This is a genomic window from Microbacterium terrae (assembly GCF_017831975.1).
GTDB lineage: Bacteria > Actinomycetota > Actinomycetes > Actinomycetales > Microbacteriaceae > Microbacterium > Microbacterium terrae.
The window spans coordinates 2,253,865-2,272,030 of sequence record NZ_JAFDSS010000001.1 but is presented as its reverse complement, the minus strand read 5'-3'; the positions used below and the strand labels follow the sequence as shown (position 1 = coordinate 2,272,030).

Genomic DNA, 18,166 nt, shown 5'->3' with positions numbered 1-18,166 from the left:
GGCGACGTCGGCTCAGTACGAGTCGCGAACTTCGGCGTCGGATGCCGGTATCCAGTGAGCGGCGAGGCTCTCGGAGCCGCGGGCGAGGAGGGCGACGTCGGCGCCGACGAGGATGAAGGATGCGCCGGCGTCGAGGTAGGCCTGCGCGGTGGCGGGGTCGAACGCGTTGACCCCGACGGGTGTGCCGGTCGAGCGGACGGTGTCGATGGTGGTGTGCACCGCGGCGACCACGTCGGGGTGGGTCTGCTGTCCGAGCACGCCCATCGACGCGGCGAGGTCGGAGGGGCCGACGAAGACGCCGTCGATGCCGTCGACCGAGGCGATCCCGGCTGCATTGCGGACGGCCTCGGTCGTCTCGATCTGCACGAACAGCGACACGAACTGGTCGGCGTGGTCGAGGTAGCGGTCGACCCGGTTCCAGCGGGCGGAGCGGGCCAGCGCGGACCCGACGCCGCGGCGGCCCCGCGGCGGGTACCGGACCGCTTCGACGGCGGCTTCCGCCTCTGCGGGCGTGTTCACCATGGGGACGAGGATGTTCTGCGCGCCGAGGTCGAGGACCTGTTTGATGGTGACCGGGTCTCCGGCGGGCACCCGGACCACCGGGGTGATCGGGTACGCGGCGACGGCGTGCAGTTGGGCGAGCACCGATTCGAGGCCGTTGGGGGAGTGCTCCATGTCGATGAGCAGCCAGTCCAGCCCCGACCCGGCGCAGATCTCCGCGACCAGCGGCGACCCCGACGACACCCACATCCCCGCCGACGGCCGGGTGGCCTTGGTCAGCCGGTCCCGGAACGTCGGGTTCAGATGAAGCGGCATTCGATCACTCCCATCGGTCCGTAGTCACAGTGCACGGTATCGCCCCGGTGCATCCACACCGGTCGGGTGAACGATCCGGCGAGGATGATCTCACCCGCCTCCAACCGGGCCCCGTGCTGCGCGACCTTGTTCGCCAGCCACGCGACACCGGTGGCAGGATGCCCCAGCACCCCGGCGGCGACACCGGTCTCCTCGATCTCCCCGTTCCGGGACAGAACCCCCGGCACCCACCGCAGATCGATCTCGTCCGGGCGGCGGCGCTCGGCGCCGAGCACCATCGCCCCGTATGCGGCGTTGTCTGAGATGGTGTCGACGATCGTGCGCCCCTCGAGTTCGATGTGCGAGTTCAGGATCTCGAGCGCCGGCACCGCATAGTCGATCGCGGCGAGGGCGTCGTCGAGGGTGCAGTCGGGACCTTCGAGCGGGCTCGCGAGGACGAACGCGAGCTCGACCTCGACACGCACGTTCGAGAAACCGTCGACGGGGATGTCCGCCCCGCTCTCGTAGACGGTGTCGTCGAACATCACCCCGTAGTCCGGTTCGGTGATCCCCGTCGCCTGCTGCATCGCCTTCGAGGTGAGCCCGATCTTGCGGCCCACCAGCCGCCGCCCCGAGGCGATCATCCGGTCGCGCCACACGCCCTGGATCGCATACGAATCCTCGACCGTCGCGCCCGGATACCGCGCGGTGATCCGCGGGATCACGGCGTGCGTGCGATCCGCCTCCGCCAGCTCGGCCGCGATCGCGGCGATGTCGTCCGGTGACAGCATCCGTTCCTCCTCACATTCCCGCCCGGGCAGGGCGTTTCGACTCGCTCCGCTCGCTCAACGACCGGGGACTCCCCGCTCGCTCCACGACCGGGGACGGCATGCCCGGTCGCTCCACGACCGGGGACGGCATGCTCGCTCAACGACCGGGGACGGCATGCTCGCTCCACGACCGGGGACGGCATGCCCGGTCGTTGAGCGAGGAGCGGAGCGACGAGACGAAACGGATCACAGCTGGTGGCCGAGCTTGTACTCGCCCTGCTTGTACTCGGGCATCGACTCGTCGCCCGGCCGCGTGTACGAGAATCCGTCGGCGCCGATCGTGACCGCCATCTCCGTCGAATCGGTGCGCGCGACGACCGGCTGCGGGTTGCCGTCGAGGTCGAGCACGAGCGATGCCTCGGTGTACCACGACGGCACGACGGGGTTGCCCCACCAGTCGCGGCGCTGGTTGTCGTGCACGTCCCACGTGACCACCGGGTTGTCGGGGTCGCCGGTGTAGTAGTCCTGCGTGTAGATCTCGACGCGGTGGCCGTCGGGGTCGCGCAGGTACAGGTAGAACGCGTTGCTCACGCCGTGACGCCCCGGGCCGCGCTCGATGGCGTCGGAGCGGCGCAGCGCTCCGAGCTTGTCGCAGATCGCGAGGATGTTGTGCTTCTCGTGCGTCGCGAACGCGACGTGATGCATGCGCGGGCCGTCACCGCCGGTCATGGCGGTGTCGTGCACGGTGGGCTTCCGGCGCATCCACGCGGCGTACACCGTGCCCTCTTCGTCCTGGATGTCTTCGGTCACGCGGAACCCGAGATCCTGCATGAAGGCCACAGCGCGCGGCACGTCGGGGGTGACCTGATTGAAGTGGTCGAGCCGCACCAGCTCGCCCGGCGTGTGCAGGTCGTATCGCCACGACAGCCGCTCGACGTGGGTCACGTCGTGGAAGAACTCGTACGGGAACCCGAGCGGGTCGATCACGCGCACCGAATCGCCGATGCCCTGCGTGAAGCCGCCCGGGTGGCGACGCACCTCGCAGCCCAGCTCGCGATAGAACGCCTCGGCCCGGTCGAGGTCTTCCGGGGTGCGCACCCGGTACGAGAACGCGGCGACCGCTGCGACGTCGCCGCGGCGGAGCACCAGGTTGTGGTGGATGAACTCCTCGGTCGAGCGCAGGTAGACGGCATCCTCGTCTTCTGCGGTGACGTACAGGCCGAGCACGTCGACGTAGAACTCACGGGATGCCGCGAGGTCGGTGACGACGAGCTCCATGTACGCGCAGCGGAGGATGTCGGGCGCCGGGTTCGTCGGGGTCGGAACCGGGTTGTCGGTGTGGATCGGCGCCTCCTGGCTCACGAAGAAGCCGGAGGAGGTGCGGGTCATGTCTTTGCGGTCGGTCATGTCGCGTCCTTGCGTGGTGGTGAGGTGTCGGGGCGTTTCGTCTCGTTTCGCTCGCTCAACGACCGATGGTGGGCTCCCGGCCGTTGAGCGAGGCCGCGCGAAGCGCGACCGAGACGAAACGCGCTCGTGTTCAGTTCTTGCCGAAGGTGGGGTTGTGCACCGCACCGAGGGTGATGTGCACGGCCTGCTGGTCGGTGTAGAAGTCGATCGACCGGTAGCCGCCCTCGTGGCCGAGGCCCGACGCCTTCACCCCGCCGAACGGGGTGCGGAGGTCGCGCACGTTGTTCGAGTTGAGCCACACCATTCCCGCCTCGATCGCCTGCGAGAAGTTGTGGGCGCGCTTCAGGTCGTTCGTCCACAGGTACGCCGCGAGCCCGTACTTCACACCGTTGGCGAGAGCGAGGGCCTCCTCCTCGGTGTCGAACGGCGTGATGGCCACGACGGGTCCGAAGATCTCCTCCTGGAAGATCCGCGCGTCGGGGGCGACGTCGGCGAACACCGTGGGCCTGACGAAGTTGCCGGTCTCGAAGCCGTCGGGGCGCGATCCGCCCGCGACGAGCCTCGCCTCGCCCTTGCCGATCTCGATGTACGACATGACCTTCGCGAAGTGCTCCGGGTGCACGAGGGCGCCGACCTCGGTCGCGGGGTCGTGAGGATGCCCGACCACGACCCTGTCGGCCTGCGCGGCGTAGCGCGCGACGAACTCGTCGTACACGGGGCGCTCGACGAGGATGCGCGAGCCGGCGGTGCAGCGCTCGCCGTTGAGCGAGAACACTCCGAAGATCGTGGCGTCGATCGCGGCGTCGAGGTCGGCGTCGGCGAACACGATCGCCGGGCTCTTGCCTCCGAGCTCCATCGAGAGCCCCTTGAGGAAGGGCGCGGCGTTGCCGAAGATCAGCTGCCCGGTGGAGCTCTCGCCGGTGAACGAGATCAGGGGCACATCGGGATGCTTCACCAGCGCGTCGCCGGCGTCTTCGCCGAGACCGTTGACGAGGTTGAACACGCCCTGTGGCAGCCCGGCCTCTTCGAAGATGCCCGCCCACAGCGACGCCGACAGCGGCGTGAACTCCGCCGGCTTCAGCACCACCGTGTTGCCGGTGGCGAGCGCCGGCGCGAGCTTCCACGACTCGAGCATGAAGGGGGTGTTCCACGGGGTGATGAGCCCCGCGACGCCGATCGGCTTGCGGTTGACGTAGTTGATCTGCCGCCCGGGCACCTTGTACGTGTCGTCGGCCTGGGCGACGATCAGGTCGGCGAAGAACCGGAAGTTCTCGGCCGCCCGCCGGGCCTGACCGAGGGCCTGCGTGATCGGCAGCCCCGAGTCGAACGACTCGAGCTCCGCGAGCCGGGCATCGCGCGACTCCACGATGTCGGCGATGCGGTGGAGCACGCGCGAACGCTCGCGGGGGAGCATCCGCGGCCACGGCCCGTCGACGAACGCCCGCCGCGCTGCGGCGACGGCGAGGTCGACGTCGGCCGTCTTCCCGGCGGCCGCCTGCAGGTAGGTCTCGTTCGAGACCGGGTCGAGCACGTCGAACGTGTCGCCGTCCTGCGAATCGACGAACGCGCCGTCGATGTAGTGCTGGATGCGAGTGGGGAGATCGGCGGGGACGTGGCGCCCCGCGACGGCCTCGGGGGCCCGGGAGGGCTCGGGGGTGGCGGCAGGCTCGCGGGCCGCGGTGCCGGCGACGGTGTCGGTCATGGTGTCTCCTTCGGGGAGGGGTCAGAACGCCGGGAGACCGAGGGTCTCGTCGGGGTGCTCGTGGATCATGTAGGCGTCGAGCGTGGCCGAGCGGTGTCGCCGGGCGGCCTTCTCGATCTCGCCGAGGGGGGCGGAATTCTCGATGAGCTGCAGGATGCTCTCGTGCTCGCGCACCGACTCGGCGGCGCGACCGGGGACGAAGCTGAACGTGGAGTCGCGCAGATGCCCGAGCCGCGCCCACTCGCCCTCCACGAGCTCGAGCACGCGGGGGTTCGCGCACTTGCCGTAGAGCGCCGAGTGGAACTCCTGGTTGAGGCGCGTGAAGGCCTTCGGATCGAAGTGGTCGAGCGTCTCGATCATGAGCTCGTTGATGCGGCGGGCCGCGGCGACGTCGTCGGCGGTGAGGCGGCGCGCGGCGAGCGCCGTGGCCGTGCCCTCGAGGATCGACAGCGCCTGCATCGAGAAGCGGTACTGCGAGTCGTCGACCATCGAGACACGCGCGCCGACGTTGCGCTCGAAGGTCACGAGGCCCTCCGCCTCGAGCTGGCGGATCGCCTCGCGTACCGGCACGACGCTCATGTCGAGGTCGGTCGCGATCGTGCCGAGCACCAGCCGGTATCCGGGGCTGAACTCCTGCGCAGCGATGCGCTCCTTGACCCAGTGGTAGGCCTGCTGCGACTTGCTCATGCTCGGTGCGGTCGTGCCCGGCAGATCCACGGTGTGCGATGCCGCTGCGGTGTCGCTCATCGCGCCTCCTCCTCGTCGCTCGTCCACGATGCGGCATAGCGGGTGCGCCAGTCGGCGTTCATCGGGAAGAGCCCCTCGATCGGATGTCCCTCCGCGACGCGCTGCGCGATCCAGGCATCCTCGTCCTCCTGTGCGAGCGCCGCATCGACGACCTCGTCGACGATCGCGCGGGGGATGACGATCACTCCGTCGTCGTCGCCGACGATCACGTCGCCGGGCTGCACCGTCGCGCCGCCGCACGCGATCGTCAGGTCGTGGTCCCACGGCACGTGCTTGCGCCCGAGGACCGCGGGGTGGGAGCCGGCGGAGAAGACCGGGATGCCGACCGCGGCGACTGCCGCGGCATCCCGCACCCCTCCGTCGGTGACGACACCGGCCGCGCCCCGGGCGTTCGCCCGGATCGCGAGGATGTCGCCGAGCGTGCCGGAGTCGGCCTCGCCGCGGGCCTCGATCACGATGACCTCGCCCGCGCCGACGGCGTCGAAGGCGCGCTTCTGCGCGTTGTAGCCGCCGCCGTGGCTGCGGAACAGGTCTTCGCGGTTCGGCACGAAACGCAGGGTGCGGGCCGTGCCCACGAGTTTGACATCGACGGCGAGCGGCCGCACGCCGTCGATGTGCACGTTGTCGAGGCCGCGCTTGCGCAGCTGCGCCGAGAGCGCTGCGACCGGCACCGCCACGAGCTTGGCCCGCAGCTCGGGCGACAGCCCCGCCGCGGAGGAGTCCGGCGCCTGCGCCACCGGCAGGCCGGCGGCCTCGCGGGAGCCCCATGCCTCGGCGCGCTGCGTGTCGTCGACGGCAGGGAGCGAGCCGAGGGCGGCATCGAACCCCGCCGACCCGGCGGTCACCGTCGTCACGAGCCGACCCGACGACGCGCCGCCCGGAACGTCGACCTCGACCTCGACCACGTCACCGGGCGCGGCCACCGACGATCCCGCCGGGGTGCCGGTGAGGATCACGTCGCCGGGCTCGAGGGTGAAGTGCTGCGACAGGTCGGCGACGAGCTGGGCGAGCGGGAAGATCAGACCGGCGGTGGTGTCGTGCTGCACGAGTTCGCCGTTGAGCCACGTGCGAACGCGGAGGGCTGCCGGGTCGACCGTGCGCGCGTCGATCAGGGCGGGGCCGATCGGCGTGAAGCCGTCGCCGCCCTTTGACCGCACGTTCGAGCCCTTGTCGTTGGCACGCAGGTCGTACAGGCCGAGATCGTTCGATGCGGTCACCCACGCGACGTGGCCCCACGCGGCGTCGATGCCGACGCGGCGGGCTGCGGTGCCGATCACCAGCGCGATCTCGCCCTCGAAAGCGAGGAGCTCGGTGCCGGCGGGCCGCTCGACGGTGCCGCCCGAGACGCCGACCGAGCTCGACGGCTTGAAGAAGTACGACGGATGCTCGGGCCGCCGGCCGCGCTGGTCTGCGCGGGACGCGTAGCTGAGGTGGATCGCGACGATCTTTCCGGGACGGGACGGGAGCGCGGCGAACCGGGGATCGGCTCCGTCGATCGCTGTCGCGTCGTGCGCTGCCGCTGCTGCGGCATCCGGCGTCTCGTCCATGATCTCCCTCACTCTTGCGTCGTATTCGAAATCGTATATGATCGGTCCCGCACCGGCAACCACTGCTTCGAAAGTGGCTGGCGGGCGACGAGGACGTCACGCAACACGACACAGGAGTCAGCACATGAGCACATCGCCACAGGCACCCGGCCTGACGCCGACCGGCACCATCGCCAGCACGACCGACCGGCGCCGCGTCGTCTTCGCGACCGTCGTCGGCACCACCGTCGAGTGGTACGACTTCTTCATCTACGCCTCGGCCGCAGGCCTGGTGTTCGGGCAGCTGTTCTTCGCGCCGCTCGGGGCGAACAGCATCCTCATCTCGTTCGCGACCGTGGGCGTCAGCTTCCTGTTCCGGCCCCTCGGAGCCTTCCTCGCGGGGCACTTCGGCGACAAGTACGGGCGCAAGGTCGTGCTGATGCTGACCCTTATCCTGATGGGGGCTGCAACCGCCCTGATCGGCCTCCTGCCGACGTACGAGACGATCGGCATCGCGGCGCCGATCCTGCTGATCCTGCTGCGCATCCTGCAGGGAGTCTCCGCCGGAGGCGAGTGGGGTGGTGCGGTGCTCATGGCCGTCGAGCACGCGCCGAAGACCCGCCGCGGTGCCTTCGGCGCATCTCCCCAGATCGGGGTGCCGCTCGGACTCCTCCTCGCCTCGGGCGTGATGGCGATCATGGCGATGATCGCCCCGGGTGACGCCTTCCTCGAGTGGGGCTGGCGCGTGCCGTTCCTGCTGAGCGTCGTGCTGATCCTCGTCGGCTGGTACGTGCGGCGCCGCGTCGAGGAGAGCCCGGTGTTCGCCGAGCTCGCCGAGCGCAAGGAGAAGGCGCGGATGCCGATCGTCCAGCTCTTCCGCAAGCACGCGCTGCTCGTGCTCATCGCCGCGCTGGTGTTCGCCGGCAACAACGCCGTGGGGTACATGACCACCGGCGGGTACATCCAGAACTACTCGACCAACCCCGACGGCCCCCTCGGCCTCGAGCGCGGACCCGTGCTGTGGGCGGTCGCGGGCTCTGCCGTCGTCTGGCTGCTGTCGACCCTCGCCGCCGGGTTCGTCTCGGACCGCATCGGCCGCCGGTCAACGTACGTCATCGGGTGGGTCCTGCAGCTGGTCGGCGTGTTCACGCTCTTCCCGCTGGTGAACACCGGCAGCGTCGGGATGCTGTTCCTCGGGCTCGCGATCCTCACGATCGGCCTCGGGTTCACGTACGGCCCGCAGGCGGCGCTGTACTCCGAGCTGTTCCCGGCTTCGATCCGCTTCTCGGGGGTGTCGATCTCGTACGCGATCGGCGCGATCCTCGGCGGCGCGTTCGCGCCCATGATCGCGACCGCTCTCGTGCAGGCGACCGGCGGCACTCTGGCCGTCACCGGGTACCTGGTCGGGATGACGCTGCTCGGACTCATCGCGACGCTGCTCCTGCGCGATCGGTCGGGCATCCCGCTCGGACCCGACCACGAGGACCAGCAGTCGGTCAGCCCGATCTACGGTCTGTCGAAGGCCTGAGGTCGGCGCGTGACGTGCTCGCCTGCCTCGGCGATCGAGAGGCAGGCGGGCCCGTCGTCGACGTCGCCGTCGTACCGGTCGCCCGCAGACGTTCTGTCGTTTCGGAGATGAACTTCCGGCTCACACGGGGCTCACACTTCGGTGATGAACTTCCGGCTCACGCACAGCTCCCACCACACGGAGTACGGGCGGGCGGCGGCGCCGGGTCAGCGGGTGCGCAGGCCGTCGAGGGTCAGTGCGACGACGTCGTGCGCGAGCCGGTCGACGTCGACGGCGCCGCCGGGGCGATACCACTCGACCAGCGAGTTGACCATGCCGAAGACGAGGCGAGTGGCGACGGCGTCGTCGACGTCTGCCCGCAGCTGACCGGCGGACTGGGCTTCGGCGACCAGCGCGGTGACGCGGTGGTCGAAGGCGCGACGGCGTTCGAGGGCCGCGCGCTCGACGTCGCTGTTGCCGCGCACCCGCAGCAGGAGGGTGACGGCAGGCAGCTCGTCGACGAGCACGTGCACCGCGCCGCGCAGCACCGCGGCGAGCCGTTCCGCGGGGGTGCCGTCGTGCGCGGCGGGTTGGTCGAGCACACCCTCGAGCTCGCTCAGCGCCTGATCGAGGGCGAGGGCGAGCAGCTGCTCCTTCGAGTCGAAGTGGTGGTACAGGGCCGACTTGGTCAGCCCCAGCTTCGCGGCGAGATCGGCCACCGACGTGGCGTCGTACCCCTGCTCGTTGAACAGCGTCACCGCGACCTCGAGCACCTGCGCCCGGTCGTAGCCGGGGCGGCCGCGGCGGGGCACGGCGGCGGTGTCGGGAGCGGTCGGCATGGGTCCAGTGTGGCATCCGCTCCGGCGGTCGCCGCGATTGTTCCGCAAATACTGAACGATCGGTAGGATATTCACGGTCCGCAGAGTCGCGGGCGGAAGGATGCCGGTGGACGAGACCTCCCTGCGTGTGGATCGACGCGGCGACCGCGTGATCGCCATGCTGTCGCGCCCGGATGCGCGCAACGCGATCTCTCAGCGGATGATCGACGAGCTGCACGCACTGTGCGGCGAGCTCGAGGACGATCCCCGCACGCTCATCCTCGCCGGCGCAGACGGCGTGTTCGCCTCGGGTGCCGACATCGCCGAGCTCCGCTCCCGCGGCGCCGCAGATGCGCGCCGCGGCATCAACACCCACGCGTTCGCGCGGATCGCCGCGTTGCCGATGCCGGTCATCGCGGCCGTCGACGGGTATGCGCTCGGCGGCGGCGCCGAGCTCGCCTATGCGGCCGACATCCGCATCGGCACGCCCCGGCTGCGGATCGGCAACCCCGAGACGGGTCTCGGCATCATCGCCGCGGCCGGCGCCACATGGCGGCTCCCGGCGATCGTCGGCGAGGCGCGCGCAGCCGAGATGCTGCTCACCGGGCGCATCCTCGACGGCGCGGAGGCGCGGGAGTGGGGCCTCGTGTCGTCGCTCCACGATCCGGCCGACCTGCTCGCCGCGGCCGACGCCCTCGCCGACCGGATCGCGGCGAACGATCCGCTCGCGACGCGGCACACCAAGACCGCCCTGCACGCGGCGGCGCACCCCGCCGCAGAGCTGGAGCTGCAGGCGGAGCTGTTCGAGAGCGCGGAGAAGGAGCGACGCATGACGGACTTCCTGGAGAGGCGCGGACGATGAGCGTTCCGGATCGTGTCGGGGTGATCGGCGGCGGCCGAATGGGGGCGGGAATCGCCCACGCGTTCGTGCTGGCGGGCGCCGGCGTCACCGTCGTCGAGCGAGACGCCGCGGCTGCGGAAGCGGCCTCCGATCGTGTCGTCGCAGCTCTGCGGCACAGCATCGAGCGCGGTGTGACGCGGCGACCGATGGCCGATCTCGGGGGAGCGGTCGAGTACCACGCGGATGCCGCGGCGCTCGCCGGGTGCGCGCTCGTCGTCGAGGCCGTGCCGGAAGACGTCTCGCTCAAGGTCGTCGCGCTGGCCCGAGCCGAAGCGGCGATCGCGCCCGAGGCGGTGCTCGCGAGCAACACGTCGTCGATCCCGATCGGCGAGCTCGCCGCGGTGCTGCAGCGCCCCGGGCGGTTCCTCGGTCTCCACTTCTTCAACCCGGTGCCGGCGTCGGCGCTGGTCGAGATCGTCGTGGGCGACCTCACCGCCCCGGCCCTCGTCGACGACGCCCGGCGCTGGGTCGACGCGCTCGGCAAGACACCGGTCGTCGTGCGCGACAGCCCAGGCTTCGCGTCGAGCCGTCTCGGCGTGATGCTCGGGCTCGAGGCGATCCGCATGGTCGAGGAAGGGGTCGCGACCGCGGCCGACATCGACGCGGCGATGGAGCTCGGGTACCGGCATCCGGTCGGCCCGCTGCGGACGACCGACATCGTCGGGCTCGACGTGCGCCTGAGCATCGCCCAGCAGCTGCATGAGCGCCTCGGCGACCGCTTCGCGCCGCCCGATCTGCTGCGCCGCCTCGTCGACGAGGGGCATCTCGGCCGCAAGACCGGCCGGGGGTTCTACGAATGGAGTGACACGTGACGGGCATCCTTCCGAGCTACGTGGGTGATGCGTGGTGGACGCCGCGGCGCGACGGCGGTGCCCGGGCCGGGGCCGACGCCACGGTCGTGCGCGACGCGTCGACCGGCGACGAGATCGCGCGGGTCAGCACCGCGGGGCTCGACATGGGCGCCGTCCTCGACCACGCGCGCCGGGTCGGGCAGGAGGGGCTCGGGGCGCTCACGTTCCACCAGCGCGCGCTCCTGCTCAAGCAGTTCGCGCAGACGCTCACTGCGCGCAAGGAGGAGCTGTACGAGCTGTCGAAGCGGGCGGGTGCGACGGTGCGCGATTCGCTGAACGACGTCGACGGCGGCATCGGCGTGCTGTTCACCTACGCGTCGAAGGGGCGGCGCGAGCTGCCCAACGCCCAGGTGCACCTCGACGGACCGGCGGAGTCGCTGGCACGCGACGGTTCATTCCTCGGGAGGCATGTGTACACCCGGCTGCCCGGAGCGGCCGTGCAGATCAACGCCTTCAACTTCCCGATGTGGGGGGCTCTGGAGAAGTTCGCTCCGGCCTTCCTCGCCGGCGTGCCGACCATCGTGAAGCCCGCGACGCCGACCGGCTACATCGCCGAGGCGTGGGTGCGGATGCTCGTCGAGGCCGGCGACCTGCCGGACGGATCACTGCAGCTCGTGAGCGGCGGGCTCGCCGGACTCTTCGAGCAGCTGCGTCTCGGCGACCTCGTCGCCTTCACGGGCAGCGCGTCGACGGCCGCCCGGCTCCGACAGCAGATCCCGTCCGGAGTCCGGTTCACGAGCGAGACCGACTCGATCAACGCGTCGGTGCTCGGCCCCGACGCGATCGCCGGAACCCCCGAGTTCGACGCGTACGTGAAGCAGCTCGTGGTCGAGCTCACCACCAAGGCCGGGCAGAAGTGCACGGCCATCCGCCGCGCCATCGTGCCGGCGGCATCCGTCGACGCGGTCGTCGAAGCCGTACGCGCGAAGATCGCCGAGCGCGTCGTGATCGGCGACCCGCGGGCGGATGCGGTGACCCTCGGTCCCCTCGTCTCGCTCGCGCAGCGCGACGAGGTGCTCGCTGCCGTCACGCGCTTGCAGGATGCCGGCGGGCGCCTGCTCCTCGGCGACGTCGAGCCGCCCGAGGTGACGCTCGCCGACGGATCGCGGGGAGCGGCGACCGGCGGCGCGTTCGTGGCGCCGATGCTGATCGGCTTCGGCGTCGACGCCCCGCCCGCGGCGCACGAGGTCGAGGCGTTCGGGCCGGTCGCGAGCATCCTGCCGTACGAGTCGGTCGCGCAGGCAGCCGAGCTCGTGAACCGCGGCGGCGGCTCGCTCGTGACGAGCGTCGCGACGAACGATCCCGGCGTCGCCGCCGAGCTGCTCACCCGCACCGCCGCGTACAACGGGCGCCTGCTCTTCCTCGACCGCGACGACGCGCGCACCTCGACCGGCCACGGCGCACCGGTGCCGCACCTCGTGCACGGCGGGCCGGGACGCGCGGGCGGGGGAGAGGAGCTCGGCGGCATCCGTGCGGTGCTCCACCACATGCAGCGCACCGCGGTGCAGGGGTCGCCCGCCATGCTGACCGCGCTGACCGGCGTGTGGCACCCGGGGGCGGCGGCGCGCAGCGACCGGCATCCGTTCCGCAAGTCGCTCGCCGAACTCGCGATCGGCGATCAGCTCGTCTCCGCGTCGCGGCCGGTCACCCTCGACGACATCGAGACGTTCGCGCACTTCACCGGCGACCTGTTCTACGCGCACATGGACGAGGACGCCGCCGCCGCGAACCCGTTCTTCCCCGGCCGTGTCGCGCACGGGTACCTCCTCGTCTCGTGGGCCGCGGGACTGTTCGTCGACCCCGATCCGGGCCCGGTGCTCGCCAACTACGGCCTCGAGAACCTGCGGTTCGTCACCCCGGTGTCTCCCGGAGACGCGGTGCGCGTGGTGCTCACCGCGAAGCAGATCACACCGCGCGAGACCGACGAGTACGGCGAGGTGCGGTGGGATGCCGTGATCCTCAACCAGCGCGACGACATCGTCGCGACCTACGACGTGCTCACGCTGGTCGCGAAGGAGTGGCATGGCTGACGTCGATCCCGCCGTGCACTTCGCCGGTGAACGCGAGATGCTCCGGCGCGATCGCGCGTCGGCCGCGCTCGGCATGGTGGTCGAGCGCGACGAGCCCGGCGACGCCGCGGTGTCGATGCTCGTCCGCGACGACATGACCAACGGCTTCGGCATCACCCACGGCGGTGTCGTGTTCGCCCTCGCCGACACCGCGTTCGCGATGGCGTGCAACGACGGCGAGGCGGTGACCGTGTCGGCGGGCGCCGACATCGCGTTCCTCGCCTCGACGCGGGCGGGCGACCGCCTCACCGCCCACGCGGTGCGGCGCTCCGTCTCGGGTCGCAGCGGTATCTACGACGTCACCGTGACGAGCGGCTCCGGCGCGGTGGTGGCGGAGTTCCGCGGGCGCGCCCGCACGCTCCGAGCCGGCGACTGACCGGCCGCGGTTGCCGCGGCATCCGGAGCGATCTACACTTACTGAACGAACGGTCTGTAATTCTTCGACAGGCTCAGGACCCGGAACGGAGTCGATGATGACGACCGACACGGATGCCGGCAACGCCGCCGAGCAGGACGCCTTCGACGCGCTCATCGCCGCGGAGCAGCGCATCGAACCGCGGGATTGGATGCCCGACGCGTATCGGCGCACGCTCATCCGGCAGATCTCGCAGCACGCGCACTCCGAGATAATCGGCATGCAGCCCGAGGGCAACTGGATCACCCGGGCGCCGAGCCTGAAGCGCAAGGCGATCCTCATGGCGAAGGTGCAGGACGAGGCGGGGCACGGGCTCTACCTCTACTCCGCCGCGCAGACGCTCGGCATCGGCCGCGACGAGATGACCGAGCAGCTCATCGCGGGGCGGGCGAAGTATTCGTCGATCTTCAACTATCCGACGCCGACGTGGGCCGACATGGGGGCGATCGGCTGGCTCGTCGACGGCGCCGCGATCTGCAACCAGGTGCCGCTGTGTCGCGCCTCGTACGGTCCGTACGGTCGCGCGATGGTGCGCATCTGCAAGGAGGAGTCGTTCCATCAGCGGCAGGGATTCGAGATCCTGCTCGCGCTCATGCAGGGCTCGCCCGCGCAGCGGGAGATGGCTCAGGATGCGGTGGACCGCTGGTACTGGCCCTCGCTGATGATGTTCGGGCCGCCCGATGACCGGTCGCCGAACTCGGCTCAGTCGATGGCCTGGAAGATCAAGCGGTTCTCGAACGATGAGCTCCGGCAGCGGTTCATCGGGATGCTGGTGCCCCAGGCCGAGGTGCTGGGGGTGAGCCTTCCCGACCCCGAGCTGCGCTGGGACGCGGGCGCCGGCCGGTGGCACATGAGCGAGATCGACTGGACCGAGTTCCACGAGGTGCTCGCCGGACGCGGGCCGATGAACTCCGAGCGTCTGCGCGCGCGCCGCGAGGCGCACGAGGGCGGAGCGTGGGTGCGCGAGGCCGCCGCGGAGTACGCCCGCAAGCGCGCGCTTCGACGCCCCGCGGTCGCCGAGGCCTTCGAGGGGGCGGCGTGATGACGACTCCCGGTTCGTCGGACCGCGACGCCTGGCCGCTCTGGGAGGTGTTCGTGCGGGCCGACCGCGGCCTCAGCCACGTGCACGCCGGGTCGCTGCACGCACCCGATGCCGAGCTCGCGCTGCGCAACGCCCGAGATCTCTATACGCGCCGTGGCGAGGGCACGTCGGTCTGGGTGGTGCCCGCCGAGGCGATCACGACGAGCGATCCCGATGCGAAGGGCGCGTTCTTCGAATCGCCTGCGGGCAAGAACTACCGGCACGCGGTGTACTACACAGCGTCGGAGGGGGTGCCGCACCTGTGAGCTCCGACCTGCACGGCGACGTCACCGTCGAGCGGCTGCGGCTCGCCGACGAGCTCGCGGGCGACGACGGCACCGCCCCGAGCGCCGACGTCGCCGAGTACGCGCTGTGGCTGGGTGATGACGCGCTCATCCTCGCGCAGCAGCTCGGTGCCTGGATCGCGCATGCCCCCGAGCTCGAGGAAGACGTCGCGCTCGCGAACATCGCCCTCGATCTGCTCGGGCACGCGCGCTCGCTGCTGCGCTACGCGGGTTCGTTCGACGGTCGCACCGAAGACGATCTCGCGTTCTGGCGCGACGAGCCGCAGTTCCGATGCACCTGGCTGTTCGAGCAGCCGAACGGCGACTTCGCCCAGACCATCGCACGTCAGCTGGCGGCATCCGTCTACCTCTTCGAGATGTACGGGGCGCTCGCGCACTCGGCGGATCCGACGCTCGCCGCGATCGCCGCCAAAGCCGTGAAAGAGGTCGAGTACCATCGCGACCACGCGGTGCAGTGGACCCTCCGGCTCGCCGGGGGCACGGACGAGTCACGAGCCCGCATGCTCCGCGCCGTCGCGGACGTGTGGCCGTATGTCGACGAGCTGTTCCGCGACGAGCCGCTGATCGATCGGCTCGACGGCGTGGCGGTGCGGCCCTCGACGCTGCGCGCGGAGTTCGACGCCGTGATCGAGGCGGTGTTCGCAGAGGCATCGATCGAGGTGCCGGCAGGGCAGCCGTCGTCGGGCGGCGGGCGGCACGGCGACCACTTCCCGACGCTCGCGTATCTCCTGGCCGAGATGCAGGTGCTCGCCCGCCGGCACGAGGGTGAGACATGGTGAGCGCGGGCGGCGGCGAGACGCGGCGTGCCTGGGAGGCGGCATCCGCGGTCCTCGATCCCGAGGTTCCCGTCCTCACCATCGCCGACCTCGGCATCCTGCGCGGCGTCGTCGTGGACGGCGGGACGGCGACCGTCACGATCACCCCGACGTACTCGGGGTGCCCGGCCGTCGAAGCGATCCGTGACGACGTGGTGCTCGCGCTGACCGACGCGGGGTTCGCGGACGTCGTGGTGCGCGTGGTGCTGGCTCCCGCCTGGACCACGGACTGGATGAGCGCCACCGGCAAGCAGAAGCTCCACGAGGACGGCATCGCACCGCCGGGTGTCCGTCGCAGCGGCGGTCCGATCCCCGTCGCGCTGTCGGTGCGGTGCCCGCGCTGCGGGTCGCTCGACACCCGCGAGCTCGCCCGTTTCGGCTCGACCGCCTGCAAGGCGCTCTACGAGTGCCGCGCCTGCCTCGAGCCCTTCGACCATTTCAAGGCCCACTGATGGATGCCGGATCGTCGGCCACGCGCGCGGCGGAGCGCGGCAGCGACGTCGAGCGGGTGGCCGAGTCGCTCCTCGCGGGTGCGGTCGGGGGGTCGACTGCGCCGCGACGGCGCGCCCGGTTCCACACGCTGCGCGTGGCCAGGGTGCGTCCGCTGACGGATACCGCGGTCGAGGTGACGTTCGCCGTGCCCGCGGAGCTGCGCGGCGAATACGACTACCTCGCCGGGCAGCACGTCGCGCTGCGCGCGAACGTCGACGGCGCGGAGCTGCGCCGGTCGTACTCGATCTGCCGCGCACCCGTCGAGGGCGGGGCATCCGGCGCCCCCGAGGCCGCCACCCTCAGCGTCGCCATCAAGCGCGACCGAGGCGGCAGGTTCTCGACGTGGGCGCAGACCGCGCTGCGCGTGGGCGACGAGGTCGACGTGATGAGCCCGCAGGGCACGTTCACCTCGACGCTGGCCGGGCTCGACGGTGGGCACGTCGCGGGTATCGCCGCGGGCTCGGGGATCACGCCGCTGATGGCGCTCGCCGAGGCCGTGCTCGCGCGGTCGGGGACCTCCCGCTTCACCCTCGTCTACACGAACAGGTCGAGCCTCGATGTGATGTTCGTCGAGGAGCTGTCCGACCTGAAGGACCGTTACCCGACCCGGCTCGCCCTTCACCACGTGCTCTCGCGGGAGCAGCGGACGGCGCCGCTGTTGTCGGGGCGCCTCGACGCCGCGCGGCTGCGGCGCATCGTCGACGACCTCGTGCTTCCCGAGACGGTCGACGAGTGGTTCCTGTGCGGACCGCTCGAGCTGGTGACCCTCTGTCGCGACACCCTGGCCGAGGTCGGCGTCGACTCGGCCCACGTGCGGCACGAGCTGTTCACGACGGGCGAGGCCCCACGCTCGGAGCCGGGCGCGGGCGCCGTGGTGGTCATCGACGACGACGAGCCCGTGCGGCGGATCGAGTTCACGCTCGACGGGCAGTCCAGCACGGTCGACAGCCCGCTGGCGGCGAACGAGTCGATCCTGAACGCCGCGCTGCGTGTGCGCCCCGACGTGCCGTTCGCGTGCGCGGGCGGCGTGTGCGGTACGTGCCGGGCGCGGCTCGTCACGGGCTCGGTCACGATGACCGAGAACTACGCACTCGAGCCCGACGAGCTCGACCGCGGCTACGTGCTCACCTGCCAATCCCACCCCACGTCCGACGCGGTCGTGGTCGACTACGACGTCTAGGAGCAGCCGTGATCGAACTCACCGTCGAGGATTCCGTCGCCGAGGTCGTGCTCAACGCACCGGAGAAGCTCAACGCCCTCTCACTGGAGGCGGTCGGGGAACTGGATGCCGCGTACCACGAGGCCGCGGCATCCGGGGTCCGGGCGCTCGTGCTCCGCGGGGAGGGGCGGGCGTTCTGCGCGGGGCGCGACATCGCGGGCGTCGATCCGGCGACCGACGACGTGCACGGCTACCTCGGCGCCGTCGAGGGGCTCATGCGCACGATCGCGGCCTTTCCCGCCCCGACCTTCGCCGCCGTGCAGGGCGCGTGCCTCGGCGTCGGACTCGGACTCGCGATCGCGACCGACGTGGTCTACGTGGCGGACAGCGCCAAGGTGGGGTCGCCGTTCGCGGCGCTCGGCGCGCTTCTCGACTCGGGCGGCCACGCCCTTCTCTACGAGCGCCTCGGCGCTCATCGCGCGCTCGATCTCATCTACACCGGCGAGCTGCTCACGGGGGCCGAGGCGGTCGCCGCCGGACTCTTCAGTCGCGCTGTGCCCGCCGACCAGGTGCTGGTCTTCACGCGCGAGCGCGCTGCGCGTGCGGCATCGGGCCCGACGCAGGCGTTCCTCGCTTCGAAGCGGCTCATCGACAAGCTCCGTGACGACACCCTCTGGCGCGTGATCGCCGATGAGACCCGCGAGCAGGCCGAGCTGCGCGACACCGCCGACTACCGCGAGGGGTTCGCCGCATTCCAGCAGAAGCGGCCTCCGATGTTCACGGGGGAGTGACCGCGCCGCGAGGTC

The 18,166-nt window shown here is 71.1% G+C and carries 18 protein-coding genes; 11 read left to right on the top strand and 7 right to left on the bottom strand.

Translation table 11 applies throughout. The features are described 5' to 3' along the window. Window positions 1-12: 12 nt before the first annotated feature. The 6 genes from JOD63_RS10435 to JOD63_RS10410 form a co-directional block, all read right to left on the bottom strand. Window positions 13-816, bottom strand: a complete 804-nt coding sequence (locus JOD63_RS10435) for an HpcH/HpaI aldolase family protein (protein ID WP_045275842.1) — start codon at window positions 814-816, stop codon at window positions 13-15. After that, window positions 801-1,586: a 2-keto-4-pentenoate hydratase gene (locus tag JOD63_RS10430; RefSeq protein WP_045275841.1), complete on the bottom strand. Its 786-nt coding sequence runs from the start codon at window positions 1,584-1,586 to the stop codon at window positions 801-803. Before JOD63_RS10430 ends, JOD63_RS10435 begins: the two co-directional genes overlap by 16 nt. A gap of 225 nt (window positions 1,587-1,811) precedes the next feature. Further along, window positions 1,812-2,972, bottom strand: a complete 1,161-nt coding sequence (gene hpaD, locus JOD63_RS10425) for a 3,4-dihydroxyphenylacetate 2,3-dioxygenase (RefSeq protein WP_045275893.1) — start codon at window positions 2,970-2,972, stop codon at window positions 1,812-1,814. A 130-nt stretch (window positions 2,973-3,102) separates the two neighbouring features. Beyond that, window positions 3,103-4,674 carry a 5-carboxymethyl-2-hydroxymuconate semialdehyde dehydrogenase gene (gene hpaE, locus JOD63_RS10420; protein ID WP_245243901.1) on the bottom strand — a complete coding sequence of 524 codons (1,572 nt, stop codon included), beginning with the start codon at window positions 4,672-4,674 and terminating at the stop codon, window positions 3,103-3,105. A 21-nt stretch (window positions 4,675-4,695) separates the two neighbouring features. Further along, entirely contained in the window at window positions 4,696-5,421 is a 726-nt protein-coding gene (locus JOD63_RS10415; RefSeq protein ID WP_045275840.1) for a GntR family transcriptional regulator, read from the bottom strand. Further along, window positions 5,418-6,968, bottom strand: a complete 1,551-nt coding sequence (locus JOD63_RS10410) for a fumarylacetoacetate hydrolase family protein (RefSeq protein WP_045275839.1) — start codon at window positions 6,966-6,968, stop codon at window positions 5,418-5,420. The genes JOD63_RS10415 and JOD63_RS10410 overlap by 4 nt, the downstream gene beginning before the upstream one ends. A gap of 124 nt (window positions 6,969-7,092) precedes the next feature. Here JOD63_RS10410 and JOD63_RS10405 point away from each other — a divergent pair, with 124 nt between their 5' ends. Then, complete coding sequence (locus JOD63_RS10405) at window positions 7,093-8,475, top strand: MFS transporter (protein WP_045275838.1); 1,383 nt, start codon at window positions 7,093-7,095, stop codon at window positions 8,473-8,475. A 206-nt stretch (window positions 8,476-8,681) separates the two neighbouring features. Here JOD63_RS10405 and JOD63_RS10400 read toward each other — a convergent pair whose 3' ends face one another. After that, window positions 8,682-9,293 (bottom strand): TetR/AcrR family transcriptional regulator, encoded by a 612-nt coding sequence (locus JOD63_RS10400; protein ID WP_045275837.1) that lies wholly within the window; start codon window positions 9,291-9,293, stop codon window positions 8,682-8,684. A 157-nt stretch (window positions 9,294-9,450) separates the two neighbouring features. On the opposite strand from JOD63_RS10400, the gene JOD63_RS10395 reads away from it, so the two are divergent. From JOD63_RS10395 to JOD63_RS10350, 10 genes are all read left to right on the top strand, one after another. After that, on the top strand, window positions 9,451-10,134 hold the full coding sequence (locus JOD63_RS10395) for an enoyl-CoA hydratase/isomerase family protein (protein WP_245244543.1): 684 nt from the start codon (window positions 9,451-9,453) through the stop codon (window positions 10,132-10,134). Further along, entirely contained in the window at window positions 10,131-10,985 is an 855-nt protein-coding gene (locus JOD63_RS10390) for a 3-hydroxyacyl-CoA dehydrogenase family protein (protein ID WP_045275835.1), read from the top strand. The genes JOD63_RS10395 and JOD63_RS10390 overlap by 4 nt, the downstream gene beginning before the upstream one ends. Continuing rightward, a complete protein-coding gene (paaZ, locus tag JOD63_RS10385) occupies window positions 10,982-13,054 on the top strand; it encodes a phenylacetic acid degradation bifunctional protein PaaZ (protein ID WP_045275834.1) in 2,073 nt (690 codons plus the stop codon). The genes JOD63_RS10390 and paaZ overlap by 4 nt, the downstream gene beginning before the upstream one ends. Further along, on the top strand, window positions 13,047-13,469 hold the full coding sequence (paaI, locus tag JOD63_RS10380; protein ID WP_045275833.1) for a hydroxyphenylacetyl-CoA thioesterase PaaI: 423 nt from the start codon (window positions 13,047-13,049) through the stop codon (window positions 13,467-13,469). The genes paaZ and paaI overlap by 8 nt, the downstream gene beginning before the upstream one ends. Before the next feature lie 97 nt (window positions 13,470-13,566). Beyond that, window positions 13,567-14,550, top strand: a complete 984-nt coding sequence (gene paaA, locus JOD63_RS10375) for a 1,2-phenylacetyl-CoA epoxidase subunit PaaA (RefSeq protein WP_045275832.1) — start codon at window positions 13,567-13,569, stop codon at window positions 14,548-14,550. Next, window positions 14,550-14,855: a 1,2-phenylacetyl-CoA epoxidase subunit PaaB gene (gene paaB, locus JOD63_RS10370; RefSeq protein WP_045275831.1), complete on the top strand. Its 306-nt coding sequence runs from the start codon at window positions 14,550-14,552 to the stop codon at window positions 14,853-14,855. The genes paaA and paaB overlap by 1 nt, the downstream gene beginning before the upstream one ends. Further along, the gene (paaC, locus tag JOD63_RS10365) at window positions 14,852-15,673 is read left to right on the top strand and encodes a 1,2-phenylacetyl-CoA epoxidase subunit PaaC (RefSeq protein ID WP_045275830.1); all 822 of its coding nucleotides are present in this window, start codon (window positions 14,852-14,854) and stop codon (window positions 15,671-15,673) included. The genes paaB and paaC overlap by 4 nt, the downstream gene beginning before the upstream one ends. Further along, entirely contained in the window at window positions 15,667-16,161 is a 495-nt protein-coding gene (gene paaD / locus JOD63_RS10360) for a 1,2-phenylacetyl-CoA epoxidase subunit PaaD (protein ID WP_045275829.1), read from the top strand. The genes paaC and paaD overlap by 7 nt, the downstream gene beginning before the upstream one ends. Beyond that, window positions 16,161-17,381 carry a 1,2-phenylacetyl-CoA epoxidase subunit PaaE gene (gene paaE, locus JOD63_RS10355; RefSeq protein ID WP_084613535.1) on the top strand — a complete coding sequence of 407 codons (1,221 nt, stop codon included), beginning with the start codon at window positions 16,161-16,163 and terminating at the stop codon, window positions 17,379-17,381. The genes paaD and paaE overlap by 1 nt, the downstream gene beginning before the upstream one ends. Window positions 17,382-17,389: 8 nt before the next feature. After that, complete coding sequence (locus JOD63_RS10350; RefSeq protein WP_045275828.1) at window positions 17,390-18,151, top strand: enoyl-CoA hydratase/isomerase family protein; 762 nt, start codon at window positions 17,390-17,392, stop codon at window positions 18,149-18,151. Window positions 18,152-18,166: the final 15 nt, after the last annotated feature.